The organism is Pseudomonas sp. B3(2017), assembly GCF_002113595.1.
Taxonomy (GTDB): Bacteria; Pseudomonadota; Gammaproteobacteria; order Pseudomonadales; family Pseudomonadaceae; genus Aquipseudomonas; species Aquipseudomonas ekonensis.
This window is the reverse complement of record NZ_NEIU01000017.1, coordinates 19,325-45,145: the sequence shown is the minus strand read 5'-3', so window position 1 is coordinate 45,145 and position 25,821 is coordinate 19,325. Positions and strand designations below refer to the sequence as shown.

25 protein-coding genes are annotated in these 25,821 nt (G+C 64.9%); 7 read left to right on the top strand and 18 right to left on the bottom strand.

Annotated elements, in window-relative coordinates; genetic code table 11:
• Positions 1-18 precede the first annotated feature (18 nt).
• From CAG33_RS22015 to CAG33_RS21970, 10 genes are all read right to left on the bottom strand, one after another.
• Entirely contained in the window at positions 19-1,656 is a 1,638-nt protein-coding gene (locus CAG33_RS22015; protein ID WP_085640526.1) for a BatD family protein, read from the bottom strand.
• Positions 1,653-3,392: a VWA domain-containing protein gene (locus tag CAG33_RS22010; RefSeq protein ID WP_085640524.1), complete on the bottom strand. Its 1,740-nt coding sequence runs from the start codon at positions 3,390-3,392 to the stop codon at positions 1,653-1,655. Before CAG33_RS22010 ends, CAG33_RS22015 begins: the two co-directional genes overlap by 4 nt.
• The gene (locus CAG33_RS22005) at positions 3,389-4,468 is read right to left on the bottom strand and encodes a VWA domain-containing protein (protein WP_085640522.1); all 1,080 of its coding nucleotides are present in this window, start codon (positions 4,466-4,468) and stop codon (positions 3,389-3,391) included. Before CAG33_RS22005 ends, CAG33_RS22010 begins: the two co-directional genes overlap by 4 nt.
• Positions 4,461-4,958, bottom strand: a complete 498-nt coding sequence (locus CAG33_RS22000; protein ID WP_085586887.1) for a DUF4381 domain-containing protein — start codon at positions 4,956-4,958, stop codon at positions 4,461-4,463. The genes CAG33_RS22005 and CAG33_RS22000 overlap by 8 nt, the downstream gene beginning before the upstream one ends.
• Complete coding sequence (locus CAG33_RS21995; protein WP_085586888.1) at positions 4,955-5,899, bottom strand: DUF58 domain-containing protein; 945 nt, start codon at positions 5,897-5,899, stop codon at positions 4,955-4,957. The genes CAG33_RS22000 and CAG33_RS21995 overlap by 4 nt, the downstream gene beginning before the upstream one ends.
• Positions 5,900-5,904: 5 nt before the next feature.
• Positions 5,905-6,864, bottom strand: coding sequence for a MoxR family ATPase (locus tag CAG33_RS21990; protein WP_085586889.1), 960 nt, complete (start codon positions 6,862-6,864; stop codon positions 5,905-5,907).
• A 353-nt stretch (positions 6,865-7,217) separates the two neighbouring features.
• A complete protein-coding gene (locus CAG33_RS21985) occupies positions 7,218-7,571 on the bottom strand; it encodes a hypothetical protein (protein WP_085586890.1) in 354 nt (117 codons plus the stop codon).
• Positions 7,572-7,777: 206 nt separating this feature from the next.
• Positions 7,778-8,329, bottom strand: a complete 552-nt coding sequence (locus CAG33_RS21980; protein ID WP_085640520.1) for a hypothetical protein — start codon at positions 8,327-8,329, stop codon at positions 7,778-7,780.
• A 49-nt stretch (positions 8,330-8,378) separates the two neighbouring features.
• Positions 8,379-8,936 (bottom strand): hypothetical protein, encoded by a 558-nt coding sequence (locus CAG33_RS21975; protein WP_085633373.1) that lies wholly within the window; start codon positions 8,934-8,936, stop codon positions 8,379-8,381.
• 88 nt (positions 8,937-9,024) lie between these two features.
• On the bottom strand, positions 9,025-10,197 hold the full coding sequence (locus tag CAG33_RS21970; protein WP_139833032.1) for a colicin-like pore-forming protein: 1,173 nt from the start codon (positions 10,195-10,197) through the stop codon (positions 9,025-9,027).
• A gap of 720 nt (positions 10,198-10,917) precedes the next feature.
• Here CAG33_RS21970 and CAG33_RS21965 point away from each other — a divergent pair.
• Positions 10,918-15,810, top strand: coding sequence for an NAD-glutamate dehydrogenase (locus CAG33_RS21965; protein ID WP_085586893.1), 4,893 nt, complete (start codon positions 10,918-10,920; stop codon positions 15,808-15,810).
• 104 nt (positions 15,811-15,914) lie between these two features.
• Here the strand turns inward: CAG33_RS21965 and CAG33_RS21960 are convergent, their stop codons facing one another.
• The 4 genes from CAG33_RS21960 to CAG33_RS21945 all read right to left on the bottom strand — a co-directional run bounded on the left by CAG33_RS21960 (position 15,915) and on the right by CAG33_RS21945 (position 19,308).
• Entirely contained in the window at positions 15,915-16,628 is a 714-nt protein-coding gene (locus CAG33_RS21960; protein ID WP_085633377.1) for an ATPase, read from the bottom strand.
• Positions 16,629-16,858: 230 nt separating this feature from the next.
• On the bottom strand, positions 16,859-17,266 hold the full coding sequence (locus CAG33_RS21955) for a cupin domain-containing protein (protein WP_085586895.1): 408 nt from the start codon (positions 17,264-17,266) through the stop codon (positions 16,859-16,861).
• Between the two features lie 192 nt (positions 17,267-17,458).
• A complete protein-coding gene (locus CAG33_RS21950; RefSeq protein ID WP_085586896.1) occupies positions 17,459-17,752 on the bottom strand; it encodes a putative quinol monooxygenase in 294 nt (97 codons plus the stop codon).
• A 122-nt stretch (positions 17,753-17,874) separates the two neighbouring features.
• Positions 17,875-19,308, bottom strand: a complete 1,434-nt coding sequence (locus CAG33_RS21945; protein WP_085586897.1) for a PLP-dependent aminotransferase family protein — start codon at positions 19,306-19,308, stop codon at positions 17,875-17,877.
• A 318-nt stretch (positions 19,309-19,626) separates the two neighbouring features.
• Here CAG33_RS21945 and CAG33_RS21940 point away from each other — a divergent pair, with 318 nt between their 5' ends.
• A complete protein-coding gene (locus CAG33_RS21940; RefSeq protein ID WP_085586898.1) occupies positions 19,627-20,067 on the top strand; it encodes a carboxymuconolactone decarboxylase family protein in 441 nt (146 codons plus the stop codon).
• 66 nt (positions 20,068-20,133) lie between these two features.
• Here the strand turns inward: CAG33_RS21940 and CAG33_RS21935 are convergent, their stop codons facing one another.
• Positions 20,134-20,454 carry a hypothetical protein gene (locus CAG33_RS21935; protein WP_085586899.1) on the bottom strand — a complete coding sequence of 107 codons (321 nt, stop codon included), beginning with the start codon at positions 20,452-20,454 and terminating at the stop codon, positions 20,134-20,136.
• A 149-nt stretch (positions 20,455-20,603) separates the two neighbouring features.
• Here CAG33_RS21935 and CAG33_RS21930 point away from each other — a divergent pair, with 149 nt between their 5' ends.
• Genes CAG33_RS21930 through CAG33_RS21920 form a run of 3 tightly spaced genes read left to right on the top strand, consistent with a single transcriptional unit; the run spans position 20,604 to position 22,859 of the window.
• Entirely contained in the window at positions 20,604-21,326 is a 723-nt protein-coding gene (locus CAG33_RS21930; protein WP_085586900.1) for a secretin and TonB N-terminal domain-containing protein, read from the top strand.
• Positions 21,323-21,868 (top strand): RNA polymerase sigma factor, encoded by a 546-nt coding sequence (locus tag CAG33_RS21925; RefSeq protein ID WP_085586901.1) that lies wholly within the window; start codon positions 21,323-21,325, stop codon positions 21,866-21,868. The genes CAG33_RS21930 and CAG33_RS21925 overlap by 4 nt, the downstream gene beginning before the upstream one ends.
• A 52-nt stretch (positions 21,869-21,920) precedes the next feature.
• Complete coding sequence (locus tag CAG33_RS21920; protein WP_085640516.1) at positions 21,921-22,859, top strand: DUF4880 domain-containing protein; 939 nt, start codon at positions 21,921-21,923, stop codon at positions 22,857-22,859.
• A 313-nt stretch (positions 22,860-23,172) separates the two neighbouring features.
• Here the strand turns inward: CAG33_RS21920 and CAG33_RS21915 are convergent, their stop codons facing one another.
• Together CAG33_RS21915 and gspH are read right to left on the bottom strand one after the other, a co-directional pair.
• Complete coding sequence (locus CAG33_RS21915) at positions 23,173-23,781, bottom strand: prepilin-type N-terminal cleavage/methylation domain-containing protein (protein ID WP_085582234.1); 609 nt, start codon at positions 23,779-23,781, stop codon at positions 23,173-23,175.
• On the bottom strand, positions 23,778-24,230 hold the full coding sequence (gene gspH, locus CAG33_RS21910) for a type II secretion system minor pseudopilin GspH (protein ID WP_085582236.1): 453 nt from the start codon (positions 24,228-24,230) through the stop codon (positions 23,778-23,780). The genes CAG33_RS21915 and gspH overlap by 4 nt, the downstream gene beginning before the upstream one ends.
• Before the next feature lie 131 nt (positions 24,231-24,361).
• On the opposite strand from gspH, the gene CAG33_RS21905 reads away from it, so the two are divergent.
• Positions 24,362-24,793, top strand: a complete 432-nt coding sequence (locus CAG33_RS21905) for a type II secretion system protein N (protein ID WP_085582238.1) — start codon at positions 24,362-24,364, stop codon at positions 24,791-24,793.
• Positions 24,794-24,837: 44 nt separating this feature from the next.
• Here the strand turns inward: CAG33_RS21905 and gspI are convergent, their stop codons facing one another.
• Positions 24,838-25,215, bottom strand: coding sequence for a type II secretion system minor pseudopilin GspI (gspI, locus tag CAG33_RS21900; protein ID WP_085582240.1), 378 nt, complete (start codon positions 25,213-25,215; stop codon positions 24,838-24,840).
• Between the two features lie 146 nt (positions 25,216-25,361).
• Here gspI and gspG point away from each other — a divergent pair, with 146 nt between their 5' ends.
• Positions 25,362-25,820: a type II secretion system major pseudopilin GspG gene (gene gspG / locus CAG33_RS21895; RefSeq protein WP_085582242.1), complete on the top strand. Its 459-nt coding sequence runs from the start codon at positions 25,362-25,364 to the stop codon at positions 25,818-25,820.
• Position 25,821 lies beyond the last annotated feature (1 nt).

The window sequence follows — 25,821 nt, the reverse complement described above, 5'->3', positions numbered from 1 at the left end:
GGTGGCGACGTCGCGCGGTCATTTGGGGTAGAGCGGCGGCAACCCGCTGTCGCCCACCGGATCCTTCGCCCGCTCAGCCGCCGGAATGGTGCGGATCGCCCGCCACAGGTCTTCGCCTTGCCAGTGCTGGCCGGTTTCGCTGTAGAGCGCGCCGTTGAGGCCGTCCAGGGCATCGGACAGCGGCACGAAGCGGGCGGCCATGTCGGCCAGGGTTTCCGGTTGCTGGCGGGCCCAGGCGTCGAGGGCCTGGCGGGTGGCGTGGGGGTCGTTGGCTTGGCTGGCGCGCTTGATGTCGTCAAGCAGCGTGCGCGGGCTCGGGCCGGTCTGGGCGGCGCGCAGGATCGCCGGTTGCCAGCGGGCCCGCCACCACAGGCCGAAGCCGAGGGCGGTGGTGCACGCCAGGATCAGCGTGCTGAGTTTCCACCACCACAGCGCTTCGCTGTCGGCGCCGCCCGAGGCCTGGGTGCCGGCCGGGGTGTCCACCTGCAGGCTCGGGTTGCTCGCCACTTGCAGGGTGCGCGCCGGCAGGCTGCTGTGTTCCAGGTGATCTTCGAAGGTGTTCCACCAGACCACCTCCACCGTCGGCAGCTCGATGGCGCCGCTGCGGCTGGGCACCAGCGCCTCGCGCTCCTCGCGGCTGCCGGTCAGGCCCCGGTCGCCGCTCTGATTGTTGAGCACCGGTTGGTCCGGATAGCGGCGCAAGCCGTTGGCCTCGGTGGCCGGCAGCGCGGGCAACTGGGAACTGGCCAGGCCTTCGGCCTTGAGGGTCAGGCTGCGGGTCAGGGAATCGCCGACCTGCAGGTGATCCGGCTCCGGGTTCCAGCTCTCGCTCAGGGTCAGGCTGCGGGCCGGCAGCCACGGCGCGTCGGCCGGGTAGGTGATGGGTTTGGGCTTGACCGTCAGCGCCGTCGCGGCGGAGCTGATGCGCATCAGCTTGCCCGGCTTCGGCCCTTGGGTGGAGGTGTCCGCGGACGGTCGCGTATCGACCAGCGTCGCGCTGAACGTCTGCGGGGCGATGCTCAGCAGGCCGCTGTGCTGGGGGTAGATCGCGTAACGCATTTCGATCACGCCGTGGCGCACGCCGTTGATGTCTTTTTCGTAGGTGCGGGTGTCGCCCAGCTGTTCGATGCGCGCGTCGGCGATCTGCAGCGGCGTCAGGCTGCTGTCGTCGTACAGCGACACCGAATGGTAGATGCGCACGGTCAGCACCGCCTGGGCCTGCACGTAGACGCTGCTCTGGTCGAGGCTGGCCTCGATGAACACCGGATCCAGGCTGTCGGCGCTCTCGCGGTCGTCGCTCTCGACCACCTGCACGGTGATCGGCTGGCTCTGCGCGTCGCCCAGCTGCAGCGGCGGAATCACCACGCTGCCGTTGTTTTTCGGCAGCAGGGTGACGATCCAGCGCGTGGTGGCGCGGTTGTCGCCGTTGAGGGTGTTCAACTGGTTGACCTGACGGGTGCCGCGCACTTCGAACTGCGGCTCCAGCGGCGCCAGGTCCGGCTTGCCGAACTGCGTGACATCGTTGGATTCCAGGGTGAGCTCCACCGTCTCGCCGGAGTTCAGGCGCGTGCGGTCCACGCTGGCCGTCAGCCCGGCCGCCTGGGCGGTGGCCGTGCAGATCAGCAGGGGCAGCAAGAGTGCGGTGAAACGGCTCATCGAATGTTTTCCTGATCCTGATGTTGTTGCTGTTCGTACCAGAACTTGCGTCGCAGCAGTTCGCCCGGATCGTCCGGGATCTTGCCCAGCCATTGTTCCAGTGCCTGGCGCTGCTCGCCTTCGAGGTTGTCTTCGGCGGGGCGCAGCAGCGGCGGTGTGGCGTTCTGTTCGCCCTGCGGTTCGCTTTCGCTCAGCTCATCGGTGCCCGGCAGCGGCGGGGCGGTCGGCGGCGGTTCGCTGGCCGCAGGCGGCGGTGCGGTGTCGCTCGGGGATTCGCTGTTGGCCACAGGCGGCGTCGCGGCCGGTGGCGGCGGTTCGTCGCCCGGCAGGTTCTGCGGCGTCGACGGCTTCTGCGGTTCGGCGGGCGGCGGGGCGTTTTTCTGTTTCAGCAGGTTCTCCACCAAGGCCTTGTTGGTCAGTGCCGGGCGCAGGTCCGGTTGGCGCTCCAGGGCTTGATCGTAGGCGTCCAGCGCCGCTTCCAGCTCGCCGCTCCTGGCCAGGGCATTGCCTCGATTGTAGTGGGCGCGGGCGTCGTTGCCTTCGGCGAAGCGCTGGGCGGCGCCGCTGTAGTCGCCGGCCTCGTACAGCGCCACCCCTTGCCATTGCGGATCTTCGAAGTGCTTGGCCGCTTCGGCCGGGCGCTTCTGCTTGAGCAGGTGCAGGCCCTGTTGGTCGGGACGCAGCCACAGGTCTTCGAAATCGAACGCGTAGCCGGGCAGCGGCAGGCACCACAGCAGCGGCAGGCAAAACAGCCAGCCGCGGCGCCCGGCGCAGGCGGCGAGCAGCAACAGCGGCAGCAGCAGCCAATAGCCCTGGTCGGCCCAGGTGTCCAGGCGCAGGGTCTGGCCGTCGTCGCGCAGGCTGCGGGGGCCGTCGAGCAGGCCGAGGGCGCGCAGGTCGGACTCGTCCAGGCGGGCGCCGCGGTACTCGCCGCCCACCGAATTGAGAAACGCATTGAGGCCCGCGCCGTCCAGCTGCGGCACGCGGATCGCGCCTTGGGCGTCCTTGAGGAAACTGCCGTCCTCCTGGGCGATCGGCGCGCCTTCGGCGGTGCCGACCCCGAGCATCAGCAGTTGCGGGGACTGCCCGCCCAGCGCCCGGCGAATGCCCAGGCGTTCCTCTTCCGACAGCGACGAACCGATCAGCAGGATTCGCCCCTGGCCCAAGGCGCCCTGTTTGAGCAGGGTCAGGGCCTTGTTCACCGCCAGGTCGGCGCGATGACCGCTTTGCGGCATCAGCGACGGCTTGAGCGCGTCCAGCAGGTTGCGGCTGGTGGCCAGATCATCGGAGAGCGGCACCAGCGTGTGGGCGCTGCCGGCGTACACGACGATGGCGGTCTGCGCGTCGCTGCGCGCCTGCAACAGGTCGAACAGCTTGCGCCGCGCCTGTTCGAGCCGGGTCGGCGGCGAGTCGGTGGCCAGCATCTCCGGGGTCAGCTCCAGCAGCACCACCAGCGGGTCGGCGGGTTTCTGGGTGGTCTGCTCGACCCGCTCCCAGCTCGGCCCGAGCAGCGCGGCGAGGGCCAGCAGCCAGGCCACGCCCAGGGCGATCCACGGCAGCTTGCTGTCGCGCCCGCCGCCCCCGCGCAGCAGGGTGGCATGGAAGGCCGGCGGCAGGATCACCTGCCAGCGCCCGGCGCGCTTCTGCCGGTGCCAGAGCTGCCAGAGCAGCCAACCCAGCAACGGCAGGAGCAACAGGCACCAGGGGCGGAACCAGTGCGGCCAGAACGTGATCATCGACGCCTCCGCAGACGCAGGCGCTTGAGGCGGGCACGCCAGTCAGGCAATGGGCTCTGCAAATACAATTCCTTGCTGAAGAGGCGTTGCAGCGGGTTGTCCGGCCACAGTTCGCGGACCACCAGCAACAGGCTCAGCAGCAGCGCCAGCGCCAGCGGCCATTGATACAGCGCCTGGGCCGGGCGGGCCTGGGTCGGTTGCTGGGCCACCGGTTCGAGGCGGTCGAGGGTGTCCTTGACCGCTTGCAGCTCCTGGCCGTCGCGGGCACGGAAATAGCGGCCGCCCGTGGCCTCGGCGATGGCTTTGAGCGCCGGCTCGTCGAGGTCCAGGGTCGGGTTCGCGCCGAGCAGGGCGGTGCTGCCGCTCGACTCGGGGTCGGCGCCGATGCCGATCGGGTAGATTCTCACGCCTTCGCCGGCGGCCAGGCGGGCGGCGGTCAACGGGTCGATTTCGCCGCCGTTGTTGGCGCCGTCGGTGACCAGCACCAGCACGCGGCTCTGGGCCGGACGCATGCGCAGGCGCTTGAGGGCCAGGCCGATGGCGTCGCCGATGGCGGTGTTCTTGCCGGCAATGCCGATCCGCGCCTCGTCGAGCCAGACCCGCACCGTGTGGCGGTCGAAGGTCAAAGGCGCCTGCAGGTACGCCTGGCTGCCGAACAGGATCAGGCCGACCCGGTCGCCGTCGCGGCTTTCCAGGAAGTCACCGAGCAAGTGCTGCACCAGCGACAGGCGGCTGACGTCTTCGTCCTGCCATTGCATGTCGGGGAAGTCCATCGAGCCGGACACGTCCACCGCCACCAGCAGGTCGCGGCCGCTGGCAGCGATCGGCAACGGTTCGCCCAGCCATTGCGGGCGGGCGGCGGCGATCAGCAAAAATAGCCACAGCAACAGGAACGGCGCCTGCTGCCGCCAGGCCGGCAGGTTGGCCCGGGCCCGGCGGCGGGCGAGGCCTTCGAGGTCGGCGAGAAAGCTCACCTTCAGCGCCGGCTCGCCGCTGTCGGCCACCGGCAGCACCAGGCGCATCAGCCAGGGCAGCGGCAGCAGTGCGAAGACCCACGGCCAGGCGAACTCAAACATGCTTGCGGATCCAGGTGTCGACCGCTTGGGTCAGGCCGGCGATGGCCTTGTCGTCGAGCTTGCATTCGGGTTTGTAGGCGCCTTCGACCAGCACCATCCAGCGCGTCAGGCCGGCGGCCGGGCAGCGGTTGTCGAGGAACGCCAGCCATTTGCGGCCGTTGAGGGTGTGGCTTTGGCTGTTCGGGTAATGGTTGCGGCACAGGCGCTTGAGCAGGCCGTTGAGCTGCTGCAGCCAGGCACCGGCGGGCGCGCCGTCATAGGGCTTGGCCATTTGCGCCAGTTCGGCGAGGGCGGCCAGGCGCACCGGATCCAGCGGCAGTTCGGCCCGCACGATCGGGCGCTTCTTCACCGGAATGAGCCGGCGCAGGCGCCACAGGGCGAAACCCGCCAGGGGCAGCAGCAGAAGCAGCAGCCACCAGCCCGGCGCCGGCGGCCAGAAGGCGACCGGTGGCGGGGACATCAGCGGCTGCAGTTGTTCGAGGCCGTTCATCGTGCGCTGCCCGGACGCTGCGGGTTGAGGAACTCACGCATCTGCTCGACCATCTCGCTCTGGGTGCTCAGGGGCATCAGCAGTACGCGCAGCTTCTGCGCCAGCAGCTCCCAACGGGCGATCCGCGCTTCGGCCTGGGCGCGGTAGGTCTGGCGCAGGTCGAAGTTGAGGGTGTCCAGCTCCAGTTGTGCACCGCGCTCGGCGAACCGCAGCAGCCCGGCGGCGGGCAGGGCGTGATCCAGCGGGTCGGACAGCGGCAACAGCAACAGGTCGCAGTGGCGCGACAGCAGGCTCAGTTGCTGTTCGGCGCTGTCGGACAGCACCCGCTCGTCGCAGATCACGATCACCAGGCTGCCCGGCCGCAGCACCTCGCGGGCGCGGCGCAACGCCACGCCGAACGCATCGCGGTCCGGTTCGCGCTCGCTGTGCAGCGCCTGGTTGGCGCGCACCAGCCGGTTGAGCAGTTGCAGCAGGCTCTGCTTGCTGCGCCGCGGCTTGATCTCGTAATGCTCGTTGTCGCCGAACACCAGTCCGCCGACCCGGTCGTTGTGGCCCAGCGCCGCCCAGCCGATCAGAGCCGCCGCCTGCGCGGCGAGCACCGACTTGAACATCAGCCCGGAGCCGAAGAACAGCCGTCGGCTCTGCTCGACCATGATGAAGATCGGCCGCTCGCGCTCCTCGTGGAACAGCTTGGTGTGCGGCTCCTGGGTGCGGGCGGTCACGCGCCAGTCGATGGTGCGCACGTCGTCGCCGGCCTGGTAGACCCGCACCTGGTCGAAGTCCACGCCGCGGCCGCGGAACTTCGAATGGTGCAGGCCGATCAGCGGGCTGCGCTGGCTCGGCGTGGAAAACAGCTGCACCTCACGGACGCGGTGACGCATCTCGATCAGCTCGGCGAGGCTGACGCGGATGCCCGGTTCGGACGGCAGGGGGGCGTTCATGGCGGTCAAGCGACGGCAACGACGTCAAGGATGCGCTGCACCACCCGGTCTTGGTCGATGCCGGCGGCTTCCGCCTCGAACGACAGGATGATGCGGTGGCGCAGCACGTCGAACAGCACGGCCTGGATGTCTTCCGGGCTGACGAAATCGCGGCCGGCGAGCCAGGCGTGGGCCCGGGCGCAGCGGTCGAGGGCGATGGAACCGCGGGGGCTGGCGCCGTAGGCGATCCACTCGGCCATTTCCGGGTCGAACTTGGCCGGGTTGCGCGTGGCCATGACCAGTTGCACCAGGTATTCCTCCACGGCGTCGGCCATGTACAGCCCGAGGATTTCCTTGCGCGCCGCGAAGATCGCCTGCTGGCTGACCCGCCGCTCAGGCTTGGTCTCGCCGTTGAGGGCTTCGCCGCGGGCCTGCTGGAGGATGCGCCGTTCGACGGCCGCGTCCGGGAAACCGATCTTGACGTGCAGCAGGAAGCGGTCGAGCTGGGCTTCGGGCAGCGGGTAGGTGCCTTCCTGCTCGATCGGGTTCTGCGTGGCCATCACCAGGAACAGCGGCGACAGTTCATAGGTGCTGCGCCCGACGCTGACCTGGCGTTCGGCCATGGCTTCGAGCAATGCCGACTGCACCTTGGCCGGGGCACGGTTGATTTCGTCCGCCAGCACCAGGTTGTGGAAGATCGGGCCTTGCTGGAACACGAAGCTGCCGGTCTCCGGGCGGTAGATCTCGGTGCCGGTGACGTCCGCCGGCAGCAGGTCGGGGGTGAACTGGATGCGATGGAACTGGGCATCGATGCCTTCGGCCAGCTCTTTGATCGCCTTGGTCTTGGCCAGGCCCGGCGCGCCCTCGACCAGCATGTGGCCGTCGGCGAGCAGGGCGATGAGCAGGCGCTCGATGAGTTTTTCCTGGCCGAGGATCTGCGTTGAAAGAAAGGTGCGCAGCGCCAGCAGCGCTTCACGATGTTCCATCGGTGACTGTTCCTGGAAAGGGTGGCCGCAGACGTTCGGATAACGCCGGGGCTGGGGGCGTTACTTTAATCCATCGCGGGGGGTGGCGACTAACGGCATTTTGCGCAAAGTGCGGGAAATGACCGGGTAACGATCGCATTGGGGGGATGGCTGTCACCGCTCCAGTGCGGGCAACGCGGATCAAGCGGACTTCGGCCGTGCACAAAGTCCTGCGGGAGCCAGCCTGCTGGCGATGGCGCCTGCACGGATGCCATCGCCAGCAGGCTGGCTCCCATAGGGGATGTGCGCGATACAGATCCGGGGGGCAGGCTTGCTCCGGGTGGCGATCCGACGATGGGCCCGCCCTGGCGACTTCAGGCCTGGCGGATGTAAGTGCCGGTGCCGTCCAGAATGTTCTTCAGGGTCTCTTCGACCTCGTCGAGATCCACCATGTCCGGGTTGAAGGTGATCTCCAGCACGTCGTCACCGTTCAGCGCATCGGCATCCGCCGCCGCGATTTCGATCTTCAGCAGGGTTTTGGTCAGGGTGACCTTCACACCTTCCAGGGTCGAAGGGTCGCCATCCAGGGTGATCTCCAGTTCATCCTCGTCCGGGTAGCGGCTCATCAGGAACATTTCGCCCTTGTCGCTGTGGCAGCAGAGCATGGCCATGTTGTCTTCTTCGTCGTCGCACGGATTGACGATGAGCAGGGCGGTGGTCATTTGCATGGGGAGGATTCCTGAGGGGCCGGACGCGATGGGGCGGAGAAAAAGTGTGATTCTGCCAGTCCGAAGAGGAATCTGCTGCTACATCTTCAATTTTTTTGCCTCTTGCTCAGCCAACGTTCGATCTTGAATCGTGGGATGAGTACATAGAAGGAACAAACAAAAAAGGGGTGCCGAAGAGATCATCGCCAAGGCATGAGTAATACCCCTTACATCACCTTTTTTGCCAGCGGTTCAATGATTCGATAATAGAAACAGACCATGAGCAGGAATATGCACACCGGAGTGAATGCTATGTATAGCAGTATCGATGATGAAAATAGCGTGTAGAACAGAAAGTTTTGTCCTGCGATCCTGAGCTTCTCGTTTCGGATCGCCAGGTCGACGGAATTGAAATAAGCCTGGTGTGCGAAAAATAGGCAGAGGAGTAGGAATGCAAAGGCCGTGGCCATTATTTTTATGGCTGAATTGCGCTGCAGGTCTTTCTTTATTGTGTCAATCCTTTTGCAGTTTCTGAACAAAAGGATCGCGCCGGCTATTGGCCCCGTCAGTGCGATGTAATTCGTGGTGATTTTTGAGCTCAGTGGCAGCTTTGAAGACCAGAAGCCGATGTCGTCGACCAGGTAGGCATCGAGGAAATGCTCGAGGGCAGTATGTAGCGGCTCGCCTATGAGCGGGACTGTCAAGTTGACAAGCAGCATCGGCATCGTGATTGCCAAAAGGAAAGCCAATGATATTGTCGGCTTTTCTTTTTTTTGCATGGGGTTCTCATTGAGTGTCAAGTAAAGCAGGTTGATGGTTTTGTCAGGTTTATAAGTTTTTTAATGATTTTCTCAGGTTAAATAAAGGGGTGCGGAAGATGGATTTGAGTATGCAAAATGGAAGAAAGAAAAAATACAGAAATGAGATGAGCGATTGATGGAATGAATAGAGGAAGGTGTAAGAGCCGAATAGGTTTCCGTATTTCCCTTTGTGTGTTCCAAGATCATCTGGTCTGAAATAAAATATCCATGTAAGAAATATGAATAAAAGTATCATTCCCGCTGCTAGGGCGAGGTATTGTGCAGATGTCAAGGGTTTGCTGTCGTTTGGGTCGGCCTTTACGGTGATGGCCATGTATATCGAATATAGGAAGATGAGTGGGCCGGTTGTCGCCACATAGTTTGCAGCTGCCTTCGAACTGAAGGGAAAGAGAGATGACCAGAATCCAACCAGTCCGAAGAGCCGGTCGTCCAGGAACTCATTGAGAGCAATGTCATTATCGGTCTGCGGAAAAGCAGGCAGCGTGAAACCGATGATGAAAATCGGGGCGCAAAATGTACCGATGATCAACACCGGTAGGGGTATTCTCAACTCTATTGTTTTCATGCGTGATCTCCGTGCAGGCCTCAATTTATAAGTTGTGTGGCCGGAATGAATTGACGTTATGACTCATCCGGCCAACAGGTTTGCGTCGTTATACTTGTGGCGCAGCGTTGAACTGTTCGAGGATGAGGGTGTTGATTGTTTCTACGTTTTTCGCATCAAGAACTGACGCTATCAAGGCAATCAGCAAGCCGACCGCAACGATGCCGAGAACGCTGCTTGCAACAGCAGCCGAGAGTAACTTCGCGGCGCCGATGGCCACCAGCATCCCTGCCCCCATGCCGAGAGCGATGCTCTCAAACTCCAGCAACAACGGCTTCCAATCCCCATCCCGAAAACCAATGACCGTCTTCTCGATCACCGAATGTGCCTGCACGATTTTGCCGGTCACGCCAAGCCCTTTGGCCAACCGGTTGACGTTGTCCACGTAGGTCGCTTTGTCCAGCGCATTCAGGGCATCGACAACGGCGCGGGTGTCCTGCGGGCTGAGCCTGGCATGGGGGTTGTTGCGCACCTTTTCGAACGTCTGCATGGCCTCGCCATAGCTGCGGATCTTCTTGCCGGAGATGTCCTTCTGCAGGTCCAGCACCACCTGATGCAGCTTCTCGCCGTATTTTTCCAGGATGTAGGTGTTCGCTTCGGCGACGAAGGCCACGGCGCGCTTGTAGTCGTCGATCTGCCTGGCCTGTTCTTCGGCTGCGATCCGGGCCTGCTCCGCCGCGACCTGCCTCGCGTGTTCCTCTGCCTGGCGCTGGGCTTCCTCCGCGCGGCGTGCGGCCTCTGCCGCCTGTTGCTGCGCCAGGGCTTCGGCCTGGCGGCGGGCGATTTCCGCGTACAGGGACGACTGGCGGTTCTGCAGGCTGGTGATCTGGTCGTTGAGGATCATCGCGTTGTAGGTGGCCTGCAGCTTGCCGAGCTGCTTGGCCGTCTGCGTGGCCTTCAACTGCTGTTGGTATTCGGTGTTCTTGCGAAAGAGCAGTTCGTTGACGATGTTGACGGTCCGCGCCAGCCACTCGTCCGGTGTGTGGTGGCGCAAGGGCGGATGGTTGCCGTCGACGGCGTTCAGTTCGTTTTGCAGGTGGGGCTCAAGGTTGTGCTTGCGCGCCAGATAGTCGTTCTGGATGGCCAGGGTGAACCCGTGCATCGGATTGCCCAGCGGGTAGTTCTTGCGGATGTCGCCACGGATCTTGTCCGGGTTCAAGTTGATGAGTTCCCACGTCCCGTCGGCGTAAGTGATGATTCCGGGTATTTCCAGTTGTGGCATGTGCCTGTTCCTTGTGCGGTGAACGCCCGATCCTTCGGGCAAGCGAAGTGCGTCGCGAAAACGTGCTTCGTGTTTGTTTACAAATGGGTTGCCGGTTTTCCATTGATAACATTGCCCTTTGTTTCCAACAAACCGGCTTGTAGGAAAGTGTTCTGTTAATGACGTAGGGCAATTCTTTGAGATTTGTGCGACCGAATAATCTGCAACTAACAAGTTGTTTCTTATCGGTTTTTCAGGTGCCGGCCGGGCAGGGAAGGGCATGGGAAATCAGGCCGAAACCGGACGAAGCACCCAGAGGGAACGAATCGCGCCGGCGCAGTCATTTTTGGCACGGGCGTGCGGCAAAAAATGACGCCGGACAGGCCGGGCCGCGCATCCCCTGCTAGTGTTGTCCGGTGCGCAGGCCGCCGTTTACGTGCCGATGACCGAATATGTCGCAGCGCTGCAAGCAGGCACATTGTCGCAGCCATTAAGCTGCGCAACGGATGGGCACCCGTAAAGGCATTGCCGACGGCCCGCGCCCGGCGCCCGGCAGTCGTTTTTGCAGATGCCCATCCAATGGAAGGTGAATGTGACCTGAGTGTCTCGTCCAGCTTCACCCACCTGTCACCCTGTTTCCTCTGCCCGAGAATCAGGAACAGGGAGACGGAACGGCCCGATAGGGGGCCATGCAGCATGTGACGCTTTCCATCAATAACAAGCCCAAGCGGAGTACCACAGATGGCGTTCTTCACCGCAGCCAGCAAAGCCGACTTCCAGCACCAACTGCAAGCGGCACTGGCGCAGCACATCAGTGAACAGGCACTGCCACAAGTGGCGCTGTTCTCTGAACAATTCTTCGGCATCATTTCCCTGGACGAGCTGACCCAGCGTCGCCTCTCCGACCTCGCTGGCTGTACGCTTTCCGCATGGCGCCTGCTTGAGCGCTTCGACCACGCGCAACCGCAGGTTCGCGTCTACAACCCCGATTACGAACGTCACGGCTGGCAGTCGACCCACACCGCGGTCGAAGTGCTGCACCACGACCTGCCGTTCCTGGTGGACTCGGTGCGCACCGAGCTGAACCGCCGCGGCTACAGCATCCACACCCTGCAGACCACCGTGCTGAGCGTGCGTCGCGGCGACAAGGGCGAGCTGCTGGAGATCCTTCCCAAGGGCACCACCGGCGAAGGCGTGCAGCACGAGTCGCTGATGTACCTGGAAATCGACCGCTGCGCCAACGCGGCCGAGCTGAATGTGCTGACCAAGGAACTGGAACAGGTCCTGGGCGAGGTCCGCGTCGCGGTCGCCGATTTCGAGCCGATGAAGGCCAAGGTGCAGGAGATCCTCACCAAGCTCGACACCAGCGCATTTGCCGTCGACGGCGACGAGAAGACCGAGATCAAGAGTTTCCTGGAATGGCTGGTGGGCAACCACTTCACCTTCCTCGGCTACGAAGAGTTCGTGGTCACCGACCAGGCCGACGGCGGCCACATCGAGTACGACCCGGCCTCGTTCCTGGGCCTGACCAAGCTGCTGCGCACCGGCATGACCTATGACGACCTGCGCATCGAAGACTACGCCGTCAACTACCTGCGCGAACCCAAGCTGCTGACCTTCGCCAAGGCCGCGCACCCAAGCCGCGTGCACCGTCCGGCCTACCCGGATTACGTGTCGATCCGCGAGATCGACGCCGACGGCAACGTCATCAAGGAATGCCGCTTCATGGGCCTGTACACCTCCTCGGTGTACGGCGAAAGCGTGCGCACCATCCCGTACATACGCCGCAAGGTCGAGGAGATCGAGCGCCGCTCCGGCTTCCAGTCCAAGGCCCACCTGGGCAAGGAACTGGCGCAGGTGCTGGAAGTGCTGCCGCGCGACGACCTGTTCCAGACCCCGGTCGACGAGCTGTTCAGCACCGTGATGTCGATCGTGCAGATCCAGGAGCGCAACAAGATCCGCGTGTTCCTGCGCAAGGATCCGTACGGCCGCTTCTGCTACTGCCTGGCTTACGTGCCGCGTGACATCTATTCCACCGAAGTGCGCCAGAAGATCCAGCACGTGCTGATGGAGCGCCTGAAGGCCACCGACTGCGAGTTCTGGACGTTCTTCTCCGAGTCCGTGCTGGCCCGTGTGCAGCTGATCCTGCGCGTCGACCCGAAAAACCGCATCGACATCGACCCGCTGCAACTGGAGAACGAAGTCATCCAGGCCTGCCGCAGCTGGCAGGACGACTACGCCGCGCTGACGGTCGAGACCTTCGGCGAAGCCAACGGCACCAACGTGCTGGCGGACTTCCCGAAAGGCTTCCCGGCCGGCTACCGCGAGCGTTTCGCGGCGCATTCGGCCGTGGTCGACATGCAGCACCTGCTCAACCTGAGCGAGAAGAAGCCGCTGGCCATGAGCTTCTACCAGCCGCTGGCCTCGGGCCCGCGCGAGCTGCACTGCAAGCTGTATCACGCCGATACCCCGCTGGCGCTGTCCGACGTCCTGCCGATCCTGGAAAACCTCGGTCTGCGCGTGCTGGGCGAGTTCCCATACCGCCTGCGCCACAACAACGGCCGCGAGTTCTGGATCCACGACTTCGCGTTCACCGCGGCCGAAGGCATGGACCTGGACATCCAGCAGCTCAATGACACCCTGCAGGACGCGTTCGTCCACATCGTGCGCGGCGACGCCGAAAACGATGCGTTCAACCGCCTGGTGCTGACCGCCGGCCTGCCGTGGCGCGACGTCGCGCTGCTGCGTGCCTACGCCCGCTACCTGAAGCAGATCCGTCTGGGCTTCGACCTGGGCTACATCGCCAGCACCCTGAACAACCACACCGACATCGCCCGCGAACTGACCCGGTTGTTCAAGACCCGCTTCTACCTGGCGCGCAAACTGGGCAGCGATGATCTGGACGACAAGCAACTGCGTCTGGAGCAAGCGATCCTGACCGCGCTGGACGACGTTCAAGTCCTCAACGAAGACCGCATCCTGCGTCGTTACCTGGACCTGATCAAAGCGACCCTGCGCACCAACTTCTACCAGACCGACGCCAACGGCCAGAACAAGTCGTACTTCAGCTTCAAGTTCAACCCGCACTTGATCCCTGAACTGCCCAAGCCGGTGCCGAAGTTCGAAATCTTCGTCTACTCGCCGCGCGTCGAAGGCGTGCACCTGCGCTTCGGCAACGTCGCGCGTGGCGGCCTGCGCTGGTCCGACCGTGAAGAAGACTTCCGCACCGAAGTCCTGGGCCTTGTGAAAGCCCAGCAAGTGAAGAACTCGGTCATCGTGCCGGTGGGCGCCAAGGGCGGCTTCCTGCCGCGTCGCCTGCCGCTGGGCGGCAGCCGTGACGAGATCGCGGCCGAGGGCATCGCCTGCTACCGCATCTTCATCTCGGGCCTGTTGGACATCACCGACAACCTGAAGGACGGCAAACTGGTGCCGCCGGCCAACGTCGTGCGCCATGACGACGATGACCCGTACCTGGTGGTGGCGGCGGACAAAGGCACCGCGACCTTCTCCGACATCGCCAACGGCATCGCCATCGACTACGGCTTCTGGCTGGGCGACGCGTTCGCCTCCGGCGGTTCGGCCGGTTACGACCACAAGAAGATGGGCATCACCGCCAAGGGCGCGTGGGTCGGCGTGCAGCGCCACTTCCGCGAGCGCGGCATCAATGTCCAGGAAGACAGCGTCACCGTGGTCGGCATCGGCGACATGGCCGGCGACGTGTTCGGCAACGGCCTGTTGATGTCCGACAAGCTGCAGCTGGTTGCCGCGTTCAACCACATGCACATCTTCATCGATCCGAACCCGAACCCTGCCACCAGCTTCGTCGAGCGTCAGCGCATGTTCGACCTGCCGCGTTCGGCCTGGTCCGACTACGACACCAGCATCATGTCCGAAGGCGGCGGCATCTTCTCGCGCAGCGCGAAGAGCATCGCCATCTCGCCGCAGATGAAAGAGCGCTTCGACATCCAGGCCGACAAGCTGACCCCGACCGAACTGCTGAACGCCTTGCTCAAGGCGCCGGTGGATCTGCTGTGGAACGGCGGCATCGGCACCTACGTCAAGGCCAGCACCGAAAGCCACGCCGACGTCGGCGACAAGGCCAACGATGCGCTGCGCGTGAACGGCAACGAACTGCGCTGCAAAGTGGTGGGCGAGGGCGGCAACCTGGGCATGACCCAACTGGGCCGTGTCGAGTTCGGCCTCAACGGCGGCGGCTCCAACACCGACTTCATCGACAACGCCGGTGGTGTGGACTGCTCCGACCACGAAGTGAATATCAAGATCCTGCTGAACGAAGTGGTTCAGGCCGGCGACATGACCGACAAGCAACGCAACCAGTTGCTGGCGAGCATGACCGACGAAGTCGGCGGCCTGGTGCTGGGCAACAACTACAAGCAGACCCAGGCCCTGTCCCTGGCGGCCCGCCGTGCCTACGCGCGGATCGCCGAGTACAAGCGCCTGATGGGCGACCTGGAAGGCCGCGGCAAGCTGGACCGCGCCATCGAGTTCCTGCCGACCGAAGAGCAACTGGCCGAGCGCGTGGCCGAAGGCCATGGCCTGACCCGTCCGGAACTGTCGGTGCTGATCTCCTACAGCAAGATCGACCTCAAGGAGCAGCTGCTCAACTCGCTGGTTCCGGATGACGACTACCTGACCCGCGACATGGAAACGGCGTTCCCGCCGACCCTGGTCAGCAAGTTCTCCGAAGCCATGCGCCGTCACCGCCTGAAGCGCGAGATCGTCAGCACCCAGATCGCCAACGACCTGGTCAACCACATGGGCATCACCTTCGTTCAGCGGCTCAAGGAGTCCACCGGCATGAGCCCGGCGAACGTGGCCGGCGCCTACGTGATCGTGCGTGACATCTTCCACCTCCCGCACTGGTTCCGTCAGATCGAAGCGCTGGACTACCAGGTGCCTGCCGAAGTGCAGCTGGAGCTGATGGACGAGCTGATGCGTCTGGGCCGCCGTGCCACCCGCTGGTTCCTGCGTGCCCGCCGCAACGAGCAGAACGCTGCCCGTGACGTCGCGCATTTCGGTCCGCACCTGAAGGAGTTGGGCCTCAAGCTCGACGAACTGCTCAGCGGCGAGATCCGCGAGACCTGGCAGGCCCGTTACCAGGCCTACGTCGAGGCCGGTGTGCCGGAGCTGCTGGCGCGCATGGTGGCGGGAACCTCGCACCTGTACACCCTGCTGCCGATCATCGAGGCTTCCGACGTGACCGGCCAGAACCCGGCGGACGTGGCCAAGGCCTACTTCGCCGTGGGCAGCGCGCTGGACATCACCTGGTACATGCAGCAGATCAGCGCCTTGCCGGTCGAGAACAACTGGCAGGCCCTGGCCCGCGAAGCGTTCCGCGACGACGTCGACTGGCAGCAGCGTGCGATCACCATCTCCGTCCTGCAACAGGGCGACGGCTCCCAGGAGGTGGAAACCCGCCTGGCGCTGTGGATGGAACAGCACGACGCGATGATCGAGCGCTGGCGCGCCATGCTGGTGGAAATCCGTGCCGCCAGCGGCACCGACTACGCCATGTACGCGGTGGCCAACCGCGAACTGCTGGACGTGGCGCTGAGCGGCCAGACGGTCGCACCGGCCGCCTCGGCCCGCAACGCCGAGCTGGAACCGGCCTGAGCCGTAGCTGAATGAGAAAGCCCCGCTCTCGCAAGAGGCGGGGCTTTTTCATGCCTGCGGTTTGTGTCGCCTGATCGGGCCACATCGCCAGCAGGCCACCGAAATCAATACAACTTTTGAGCCTGCCGGGTATCCAGCATCGACACACTGTCCGCCGCACCGCCCAACAAGTTGCTGAGCGACCGGTCGAACTTCTGCAACGCCCGCACTTGAACGTCCTGCTGTTCATGGATATCCGCCACGATATCGTCGGTGCGCTTGTAGTCGGCCCACAACGGACTCAAGGCCTTGGCATCGGTGCCTTTGGCCGTGCCGATGTAGTTGAACTGCGCATCGTAGAAGTCCGCGCTGGCGTCGGTACGGATGTCGGAGCTGCGCGAGGTGATCAGTTGGCTGCGGGTCTCGATGATCGCCGTCACGTCGGGCTTGGCCGCCCGCAGGCTCTGCATGTCCGGGTAGACGGTCACCGAGCCGAAGCGGCGTTTGAGCGAAGCGGTCATCCAGTCCACGGCCATGTCCGGTTTCGAAGTGGCGACGTAGGCGTCGTGGATCGGCTGCACCAGCAGGCTCTGGCCGAAGCCGGTGCCGGCGTTGGCCTGGTAGTCGCGCAGGTATTGGCGGTTGGTCTGGGTGCCCGGGCTGTAGACGATGCCGAGGGACACGTCGGCGCCGCTGGGCACCCGGGTGGCGCCGCTGCGGCCCACGGGGTGGGTGAACAGCGTGTCGAGCGAGGATGCCGAGGGCGGCGCGGTGGGCACCGAGCAGGCGGAGAGGGCCAGTACCGAGATCGACAACGTTGCGGCAAACGCAAGTTTCATGGTGGTTCTCCCGTGAAACAACTTCGGTTCGAAGAGTTTAAAGTTGCCGCGCTGAACGGCAGTTGAACCAGACTAAACCCGCACCGGAAAGTTGAAACGACCAATCGGCGAAGTTACCGGGTGACCAATAGTCTTGTTCGCTTTAAACGCCCATGATTAATTGCCCCGGGAAATAAAAAGGCTCAAATCGACGATTTGAGCCTTTTTATTTATGGCTGGCGCAACAGCGATCAGTTTTCCAGGGGGATCAGCACTTTCTCGTCCGGGGCCAATACCATGAACACCAGCAACTTCGCCGGCTTGGACTTGCTGGCGTTTTTCGACACCAGGTGTTCGGAGCCGGCCGGTTCGTACCAGTACTGGCCCTTCTTGTAGGTGACCGGTTGTTCGCCCTTGACCTGGGACACGATCTCGCCTTCCAGCACGTAGGCCATCGCGGTGCCCTCGTGCCGGTGGGCGATGGACGACTGACCGGGTTTGTAGTCGACTTCGATCATCAGGGCTTTCTTGCCGGGGGCGTTCTTGAGCATCTGATCCTGCAGGACGGTGACCTTCTCGGAAGGTTCGTCCGTGCCATGGGCAAAGGCCGGGCCGGCGGCGAGCAGGGCGAGGGCGGTAAACACGTGCAGGGCTTTCATGGGCATCACCTGTGGAATGTGGGTGTCGGTGATCACAGTAGTTCGCGCGGCGGTTCGATCAAACGGCCAATGTTCGGGAAGATCGGGAGACCAATCGCCGCCCCTGAAACCTGTCGGGCACGTGCCCCTGTGGCGAGGGCGTTTCGCCGAATCGATCCCGCAGAGAGACAGACCCGTGGCGACCCTGCAGGACTAGACGATGGGAAAGGAATTGAAGTCCACGCTGTTGGCCAGCCGGCTGTCGATCAGGTCGATGAAGCCCTGTGCCTCGGGGCGGTTGAAGTGCGCCTGCATGGCCGCTTCCGATTGCCAGTGGGCACTGACCGTCCAGCGCTGGCTGTCCTCGGGGCAGCGGTCGACCATGTAGGAGTCGCAGCCGGGCGTTTCACGCAGGGTCTCGACGATCTTCTGCAACTGCCTGCCCAGCTCTTCCGAGCGGCCGGCGGCGGCCTGCACCTGGACGGTATTGATCACGGGGTTGGACATGGCTCGCTCTCCTGTACCGGTTCGGACGCATCCGCCCATTGAGGGATAAGGCCTGTGCAGGATAGGCCTGCCTCCCGGGATCACCAATAACCAATCGGCGGTTAATCGGTTAGACCAATCCCTCAGGCCACTTGCTGCAAGAGATCGCGCAGGCGGTCCAGGGCGATGTCGATGTCCAGGGTCTCGATGGCGCCGAAGCCGAAGTACAGGCCGTCGCGGGGCGCTTGCTGATAGTAGAAGCCGTTGATCGCGTACAGCCCGACCTCGACCTTTTTCGCCAGCTCGATGATCAGCGGCAGGTCCAGCGGCACCTTGCAGAACACCGCCATGTGGAACCCGGCGCTGGGCGGCACCGCCTCCAGCCACGGCGACAGGTCGGTGGCCATGCGCGTCAGGATCCGTTCCCGGCGCTGGGCGTAGACGGTGTGGCAGCGGCGGATGTGCTTGAGCAGGCAGCCCTCGGCGATGAACTTGGCCAGGGCCCATTGCGGCAGGGTGGAGGCGTGCAGGTCGGTGAGCTGCTTGGCGCGGATCACCGCCTCAAGAATCGCCGGCGGCAGGATCGCATAGCCGATCCGCAGCTCCGGCAGCAGGGTCTTGGAGAAGGTGCCGACATAGGCGACGAGGCCGCGCCGGTCGAGGTTGTGCAGCGAATCCGTGGGCCGGCCTTCGTAGCGGAATTCGCTGTCGTAGTCGTCCTCGATGACGATGGCGCCCAGCGCGTGGGCGCGTTCCAGCAGCGCCTCGCGGCGGGCCTGGCTCATGGGCATGCCCAGCGGGAACTGGTGCGACGGCGTCACGTAGATCAGCCGGGTGCCGTCGGGAATGTGCTCGACCTGAATGCCCTCGGCATCCACCGGCACCCCGACCACCGTGGCGCCGTGGGTGCCGAACAGCAGACGGGCGGGTGGATAGCCGGGGTCTTCCATCGCCACGACGCTGCCGGGCTGCAGCAGCACCCGGGCGATGAGGTCGAGCGCCTGCTGGGCGCCGTTGCACACCACCACGTCTTCGTCCTGGCAATTCACCCCACGGGAAAACGCAATGTGCCGGGCAATCGCGTTGCGCAGCGCCGGCAAGCCTTCGGGCAGGCTGTAGAAGCCCTTGGAGGTCGCCATCTGCCGCATGGCGTGGGCGACGCAACGGCGCCAGTCGTCCTGGGGAAACTGGCCCTTGCCGGTGGCGCCGCCGATGAAGTCGTAGCGCAGCGAGCCTTCCAGCGTCGGGTGGCGCAGGAACACCGGCAGATTGCGCCATCGCTCGACGACCTCGGCGCCGGCCAGTTCCGCAGCGCTTTGCTTGCGCTGCACGGCGGCGGGACGGGCGTTGACGTAGGTGCCTTTGCCGATCACGCCGGTGAGGAAGTTTTCGTAGGTCAGCTGCGCATAGGTGTCGGAGATGGTCTTGCGCGAAATCCCCAACTGCTCGGCCAGCAGGCGGCTGGGGGGCAACTGGGTGCCGGCGGCCAGCCGCCCGGACTCGATGGCGCCGCGCAGTTGCTGGTACAACTGGCCGGCCAGATCCTTGCGGCCGTTGATCACGACATGAAGTTCCATACCGACGGGGCTCCTGGGGCGAATGAGGCGGATTGTGCGCCCGCCAGATTACTTCCGAATGCACGCGGGGCAGAAGTTGCGTATCGCAAATCCCCGAAATTGGTGCAGAACCCTGTGGGAGCTGGCTTGCCAGCGATGGGGCCTTCGGATCCAGCATCAGTGTCAGCAGGTATACCGCCATCGCTGGCAAGCCAGCTCCCACAGAGTCAGTGTGTGCCCGGGTTCAGTGGTCTGCCAGTTTTCCGTGGAATTGGGGCTGTAACCCTGGCGCACCAGCGCTTACCGTGAAATCACTCTTCTGCTGCCCGAGACCCGCCCATGTCCCCGCGCCTGGATTACTACAGCGCCTCGCCCAAGGCGATGAAAGCGATGATCGCCCTGGAGGCGCTGACCGGCAGCCTGAGCATCGAGCCGCCGCTGCTGCACCTGATCAAGATCCGCGCCTCGCAGCTCAACGGCTGTGCGTTCTGCACCGACCTGCACTCGGTGGAGGCCCGACGGGCCGGGGAGAGCGAGCGGCGCCTGTACGCGGTAGCGGTGTGGCGCGACAGCGGCTTTTTCAGCCTGCGCGAGCGGGCGGCGCTGGCCTGGACCGAAGCGGTGACGCTGCTGTCCGAAGGCAAGGTCACGGATGCTGTCTTCCAGGAAGCGCGGGAGCAGTTCGCGGAAGGCGAGCTGGTGGATCTGACCATGGCCATCAGCACCATCAGCAGTTGGAACCGGCTGGCGGTGAGTTTCCGCCAGGAGCCCAGCGAGTGATCCGAGCGCGCGCAGGGCTGCTGCGCACGCACGCGCGAGCCAGCGCCCTCGCCTCGGGCTCTGGGCTCATTGACCGGCCGGCGGCCGCTGCGGCTTGACCGAGTGGCCGAAGGCGTTGCCCATCCGCGTGGCGGTGGCGGCCGGCGTCGCCAGGCCCACCTGGTTCGGCGGTCGCTTGTCGACGGGCACGTTCATCGCCTCGCGGTTCTTTTGCGCCGCCTTGGCGCCTTCGGGGTTGTTGCCCATCTGCTGGCTCAGGCAATCGTAGTTCGGCGCCTTGTAGCCGCCGACCGTTACGTCGATGCACCCCGTCGGCTGTTCGGCGTGCGCCATGGCGCAGGCGATCAGCACCGCGCCGCCCAGAACGATGTTGCTCAGTGATTTCATGCAGGCCTCCTGGCCGGCCCGACGGGCCGCTCTGGTGCTTGAGTCTACTGCAAGGCCGTCGGCGATCCCGTGATGGTTTTTTTGCACCGTCCGTCACACCAGATTCATAAACAGCCCTCAGGATGACGGTTTTCAGGGGTGCGTCAGCCGTGCAGCGAGGCCATGCCAAGGGCGGTTTTGTGCGTTCAGCGCCTTTGCGCCAGGCCTGTCTGGGCCTGTTGCTGGGCCTCTTGGCGCTGGGGGCGAAGGCCGAACCGTTGCGCATGACGCTGCACATCCCGGCCCAGGATCTGGCGTCGGCCCTGGACCGGTTCAGTCGGGCCACGGGCATGGCGGTGCTGGTCGACAGCCAGTTGAGCCGGGGCCGGCGTTCGTCGGCGGTGGACGGTGAGTTCACCGCGGCCGACGCCTTGCGCCGCATGCTCGGCGGCAGCGGCCTGATGGCCAAGTACGCCCGCGCTGATGCGTTCACCTTGCAGGTGGCGCAGGTCGAAGAGACGCAAGGGCCGGCCCAGCACGCAACGGCGGCGCCCAGCGCGGTCAACCGCAGCTATGCGACGGCGGTGCAGGCGGCCATCGAACGCACGCTGTGCCGTTCGCCGCTCACCCGTCCGGGCAGTTACCGCGCGGTGCTGCAGTTGTGGATCGGCCGCGACGGGGTGGTGCAGCACCATCGGCTGCTGACCTCCACCGGCGATGGCCGGCGGGACGCGGCGCTGGTGGACAGTTTTCAACGCTTGAGCATCGAGCGCCCGACGCCCGGGGCTTTGCGTCAGCCGGTGACACTGCTGCTGTTGCCGGAAACCATGGACAAGAAAAACACAGGGAAACGCATGGACTGCACCAGATGGGAAGGAGTTTCCGGGGGATGAAAGACGCCGGACAAGGTTCGATGCTCCAGCTGTTCCTGACGTCCTACGACGACTTTCGGGTGCGCCTGCGCCGTCGTCTCGGCTCCGAGGACCTGGCCAACGACGTGCTGCACGAGACCTACCTGCGGGTGGATCGCATGGAGCCTCCGCCGGATCTCCTGCGGCCCAACGCCTACCTCTACCGCATGGCGCTGAACATCGCCGCCGACCGCCGCCAGGCCGACGCCCGGCTGCTCACCGGCAGCGAGGTCGAGGAACTGCTGCAGATCAGCGACGAAGCCCTCGACCCGGCGCGGGTGGTGGGTGGGCAGAAGGAGATCCAGTCGCTGCTCAGCGCCCTGTATGAGCTGCCGGCGCGGCGCCGGCGGATCTTCATCGCCGCCCGTCTGGAAGAGGCGCCGCACCTGGAGATTTCCCAGCGCTTCGGCATCTCCACGCGCATGGTCGAGAAGGAAATCAAGGCTGCGCTGGGGCACTGCGCGGCGAAACTGGAAAGAAAAGTGTTTCAGCGGTTCGGTCGCGGGGCCGGAAAACCGTCTTGAAAGTAGAGCGCCGATCCGGGCGTCCCGATCAACCCGTCGAGTAACTGTGCGTTTGAACATCCTCCGTCTGACACCTGCCGCGCCCAAGGCCTGTGAACGTCTGCAGAGCGAAGCCCGCGACTGGCTGATCCTGCTGACCTCGGGCCGGGCCACGGTCGCCGATGCCCGGGCCCTGCGCCAGTGGTGCGCGCAAAGCCCCGAACACGCCCGCGCCTTCGAGGACTGCAAGGCCCTGTGGCACCTGCTGCAACCGGCGGCCGAGGGCCTGCGGGCTCCCCGGCGCTTCGGCCGACGGGCGTTCCTGGGCGGCGCCATTGCGGCGTCGGCGGCGTTCCTGCTGGTGCGCGGCACGGTGCCCGGCGGTTTCTCGGGCCTTGGGGCCGACTACATCACCGAGGTCGGCGAGCAGCGCCGCTTCGAACCGGCCGACGGCCTGAGCCTGGAGCTCAACACTCAGACCCGCATCAACCAGCGCGCCGTGGAAGGCGGCGCGCAAGGCTTCGAACTGCTCAGCGGCGAAGTCGAGGTGCAGACCGCGCGCCGGCCGTTGGCGGTGCAGGCCGGCAGCGGCTGGCTGCGGACCAGTCAGGCACGGTTCAACCTGCGCAACCTCGACCGGCAGGTGTGCGTGACGTGTCTCGACGGTGCGCTGGAGGTGGACCTGCAAGGCCGCAGCGTGCGCCTGGAGCCGGGCCAGCAACTGACCTGGGACGCGCAGCAGGTGGGCAGCGTGCAGAGCGTCGACACCGCCGCGGTGATGAACTGGCGGCACCAGGTGCTGGTGTTCAACGGCGCGACCCTGAGCCAGATGATCGACGAGATCAACCGCTACCGCCCCGGCATGCTGGTGCTGCTCAACCGCGAACTGGGCCAGCGCCGGGTGCAGGCCCGCTTCAGCCTTGACCAACTGGCCGGCGTCGCCTTGCTGATCCGCGACGCCTATGGCGTCAAATGCACCGAACTGCCGGGCGGGGTCGTCGTTTTCAGCTGACGGCAGGGCTGGCGGTTTAGATGCCAGCAGTGCCGGCCTCATCGCTGGCAAGTCGAGTCGTCGCACCGCAGCTCCCACAGGTTTTTGTGGTGTACCTGGATCCTGCAAACACTCGGGCTACCTGTGGGAGCTGGCTTGCCAGCGATGGCGGTGGGTCAGGCACCGGAGATGCCGGCTGTGATGGCCTCATCGCTGGCAAGCCAGCTCCCACAAGTTTTTGTGGTGTGCAGGGATCCTGCGGACAGCCGGGATCCCCTGTGGGAGCCAGCCTGCTGGCGATGGCGGTGGCTCAGGCACCGCAGAGTCAGGGCGATCACAGCAGCGGGCCGATGACCTGGCGGTAGCGTTCGGGGCCTTGCGGGGTCTGGCGGGTCAGGCGCAGTTCCAGGCCCGGCGGATCTTCCTTGCGGTTGCCGCTCAGTGGGCGCCAGCCCTTGTCCGGATCCCAGACCCGCACCTGCGCTTCGCTGACATCCGTGAGCACCGCCACCCCAGAGGTCGGCGCCGGCAGCGGATAGCGGCTGCGGGCCGGGGCGGCGGCGCGGTACAGGGTGTCGCCCTTGAGCCACCAGCGCACCCGTTGCAGGGCGCCGGGCCGGTCGGCGGCGGTGCGGATGATGTCCAGCCGAAAGCCTTGGCTGTCGCTGCCGCGCACGGTGAGGGCGGGCGGGGCGGTGTCGGGTTCGTCGTCTTCGCCGGCACGTTTCGGTTCGCTGAGCTCGATTCCGGCACGCAGCTCAACGTCGCGCTGCAACTGGTTCAACGCCCGCAGCAGGCTGTCGTTCTGCTCACCACTGGCCTGCAAATGGCTGTCTGCGCGCGTGACACTGTCCAGCCCCTTCCAGGCAATCAGACTGACCACCGCCATCAGCAGGATCGCCACCATCACTTCGATCAGGGTGAAACCCTGTTGGCGCTTCATTGCACGCTGATCCGGCCGGCGGCATCGCGCATCACGCTCAGGCGGTTGAGCCCGTCGGACAGGGTCAATTGCAGCGGCGGGTTGATCCATTCGGCGTTGAGCACCACTTTCTGCTTCGGTTCCACCCGCACATCGAGCTTCGGGCTCTGCCAAGGGCGCGGGCGCAGTTGCGCATCCCGCTCGAAATGGTCGAACCCCTGGCCGCTGTCGCTGCGCCGGCTGAAGCGGAAGCCCTTGGCGTCGCTCAGCCAGGCGATCGGCCGGCCGTCGGCGCGGGCCTCGGCTTGGGCCACCTGGAGCAACTGCGCCACGCGCTCGGCGTCCTTGCGCAGCAGTTGCAGCGGGTCGGGGCGGATGCTCAGGCTGATCGCCGCGCTGGCGATGCCGATGATCACCAGCACCACCATCAACTCGATCAGGGTGAAGCCCTGTTGCGTGAACCGGTTCATGCCCTGCGCACTCCTTCGCGTCGACCTGTTCTGAAAAGCCATCGTGCCCGGCCAACATGTAAGGCGTGTGAAATAAAACCGTGAGAATTGCCGGGTAGTCTGACGGTCGGGATTGAAAGGAGATTGAACCCATGAACTTTACCGCACGCGTTTCCCCGCCGCAGATGGCACAGGCCCTGGCGCTGCTGGCGGCGCTGGTGGGCGTGGCGACATGGTCGTCGCTGCTGCTGACACCCGCCGAATCACACACCCCGGCCGCCGCCCCGCAACTGCTCGCCGCCCGCAGCGACAGCCCGGCGCTGCAATGGTTTGCCGACCGCACGGCGCCGGTGCAGATCAAGGTCAGCGGCGTGATGGCCGGCAGCCGCGGTGCGGTGGCGATCCTCAGCCTCAACGACGGACCGCCGCAGAGCTTCCTGCAAGGCGAGCGCATCAGTGCCGGGGTGAAACTGCTGGCGGTGGAAGGCGATGCGGTGGTGATCGAGCAGGGCGGCGAGCCGCAGCGGCTGGCCGTGGACAAACTGCCGCAAGGCCCGGACCTGCCTCGGCTGACCCGTCCCTGAAAAACAACCCTGTGGTGAGGGCGACTCGTCTTCACAAGGCAGGATCAGGGCTGCGGACGGCTCAACAGCGTCTCGACCCGCGCCAGCGGCGGCGCATCTTGGCTGCGGTCGAACACCTGCACGCCGACCTTCAGCAGTCGTCCGTTCTCGGCGCTGCCGATCATTTGCTCGCAGCGCAACGGCAGGCGCCCCTGGTCGCACTCCACGGCTTTCATCCCCATCGGCAACCGACTCTCCAACTGCAGCTCGGCCATGCGCCCCTGCGCCGCAATCATCGCAATCGAGCGGTCGCGCAGCAGGCCGCTGCTCTGCGTCATCAGCCCCGCCACGCGCACGGCGGCGGACATGGCCACGGCGATGATCGCCAGGGCCACCAGCACTTCGATCAGGGTGAATCCGGCTTCTTTGGACGGGGCGCGCATCGGGTTCTCGGGCGGTCGGGCAGCCCTTGACGCTAACCCCCGCGCTTGACCGCTTGAAGACTGAAACTCCCGAGGATTCACAACATCTCTGACATATCTTCTTGCAACACTGCGCGTCGAATCGAATCTAGCCAGGGAATGACGAGATGGATATCGCGCAGCGCAAACAGCCTCAACAACCGCCACGGATGCCTCGCCGGCAGCAGGGCTTCACCCTGATCGAGATCATGGTCGTGGTGGTGATCCTCGGGATTCTGGCGGCGATGGTGGTGCCCAAGGTGTTGGACCGGCCGGATCAGGCCCGGGCCACGGCGGCCAAGCAGGATATCGGCGGGCTGATGCAGGCCCTCAAGCTGTACCGGCTCGACCATGGCAGCTACCCGACCATGAACCAGGGCCTGAAGGTGCTGGTGGAGCGTCCCGCCGACGCCAAGAACAGCAACTGGCGCTCGTACCTGGAGCGTTTGCCCAACGACCCGTGGGGCCGCCCGTACCAGTACCTCAACCCCGGCGCCAACGGCGAGATCGACATCTTCTCCCTCGGCGCCGACGGCCAGCCGGACGGCGAGGGCGTGAACGCCGACATCGGCTCCTGGCAACTGTAGG

Coding starts and splice junctions, on each gene's coding strand:
- CAG33_RS21995 (WP_085586888.1), bottom strand. CDS start 5,899: ATGAACGCCCCCCTGCCGTCCGAACCGGGCATCCGCGTCAGCCTCGCC.
- CAG33_RS22010 (WP_085640524.1), bottom strand. CDS start 3,392: ATGATCACGTTCTGGCCGCACTGGTTCCGCCCCTGGTGCCTGTTGCTC.
- CAG33_RS21945 (WP_085586897.1), bottom strand. CDS start 19,308: ATGGAACTTCATGTCGTGATCAACGGCCGCAAGGATCTGGCCGGCCAG.
- CAG33_RS21940 (WP_085586898.1), top strand. CDS start 19,627: ATGTCCCCGCGCCTGGATTACTACAGCGCCTCGCCCAAGGCGATGAAA.
- CAG33_RS21980 (WP_085640520.1), bottom strand. CDS start 8,329: ATGCAAAAAAAAGAAAAGCCGACAATATCATTGGCTTTCCTTTTGGCA.
- CAG33_RS21985 (WP_085586890.1), bottom strand. CDS start 7,571: ATGCAAATGACCACCGCCCTGCTCATCGTCAATCCGTGCGACGACGAA.
- CAG33_RS21915 (WP_085582234.1), bottom strand. CDS start 23,781: ATGAAGCGCCAACAGGGTTTCACCCTGATCGAAGTGATGGTGGCGATC.
- gspG (WP_085582242.1), top strand. CDS start 25,362: ATGGATATCGCGCAGCGCAAACAGCCTCAACAACCGCCACGGATGCCT.
- CAG33_RS21965 (WP_085586893.1), top strand. CDS start 10,918: ATGGCGTTCTTCACCGCAGCCAGCAAAGCCGACTTCCAGCACCAACTG.
- CAG33_RS21925 (WP_085586901.1), top strand. CDS start 21,323: ATGAAAGACGCCGGACAAGGTTCGATGCTCCAGCTGTTCCTGACGTCC.
- CAG33_RS21955 (WP_085586895.1), bottom strand. CDS start 17,266: ATGAAAGCCCTGCACGTGTTTACCGCCCTCGCCCTGCTCGCCGCCGGC.
- CAG33_RS21990 (WP_085586889.1), bottom strand. CDS start 6,864: ATGGAACATCGTGAAGCGCTGCTGGCGCTGCGCACCTTTCTTTCAACG.
- gspH (WP_085582236.1), bottom strand. CDS start 24,230: ATGAACCGGTTCACGCAACAGGGCTTCACCCTGATCGAGTTGATGGTG.
- CAG33_RS21970 (WP_139833032.1), bottom strand. CDS start 10,197: ATGCCACAACTGGAAATACCCGGAATCATCACTTACGCCGACGGGACG.
- CAG33_RS22005 (WP_085640522.1), bottom strand. CDS start 4,468: ATGTTTGAGTTCGCCTGGCCGTGGGTCTTCGCACTGCTGCCGCTGCCC.
- CAG33_RS21975 (WP_085633373.1), bottom strand. CDS start 8,936: ATGAAAACAATAGAGTTGAGAATACCCCTACCGGTGTTGATCATCGGT.
- gspI (WP_085582240.1), bottom strand. CDS start 25,215: ATGCGCGCCCCGTCCAAAGAAGCCGGATTCACCCTGATCGAAGTGCTG.
- CAG33_RS21905 (WP_085582238.1), top strand. CDS start 24,362: ATGAACTTTACCGCACGCGTTTCCCCGCCGCAGATGGCACAGGCCCTG.
- CAG33_RS22015 (WP_085640526.1), bottom strand. CDS start 1,656: ATGAGCCGTTTCACCGCACTCTTGCTGCCCCTGCTGATCTGCACGGCC.
- CAG33_RS22000 (WP_085586887.1), bottom strand. CDS start 4,958: ATGAACGGCCTCGAACAACTGCAGCCGCTGATGTCCCCGCCACCGGTC.
- CAG33_RS21935 (WP_085586899.1), bottom strand. CDS start 20,454: ATGAAATCACTGAGCAACATCGTTCTGGGCGGCGCGGTGCTGATCGCC.
- CAG33_RS21950 (WP_085586896.1), bottom strand. CDS start 17,752: ATGTCCAACCCCGTGATCAATACCGTCCAGGTGCAGGCCGCCGCCGGC.
- CAG33_RS21960 (WP_085633377.1), bottom strand. CDS start 16,628: ATGAAACTTGCGTTTGCCGCAACGTTGTCGATCTCGGTACTGGCCCTC.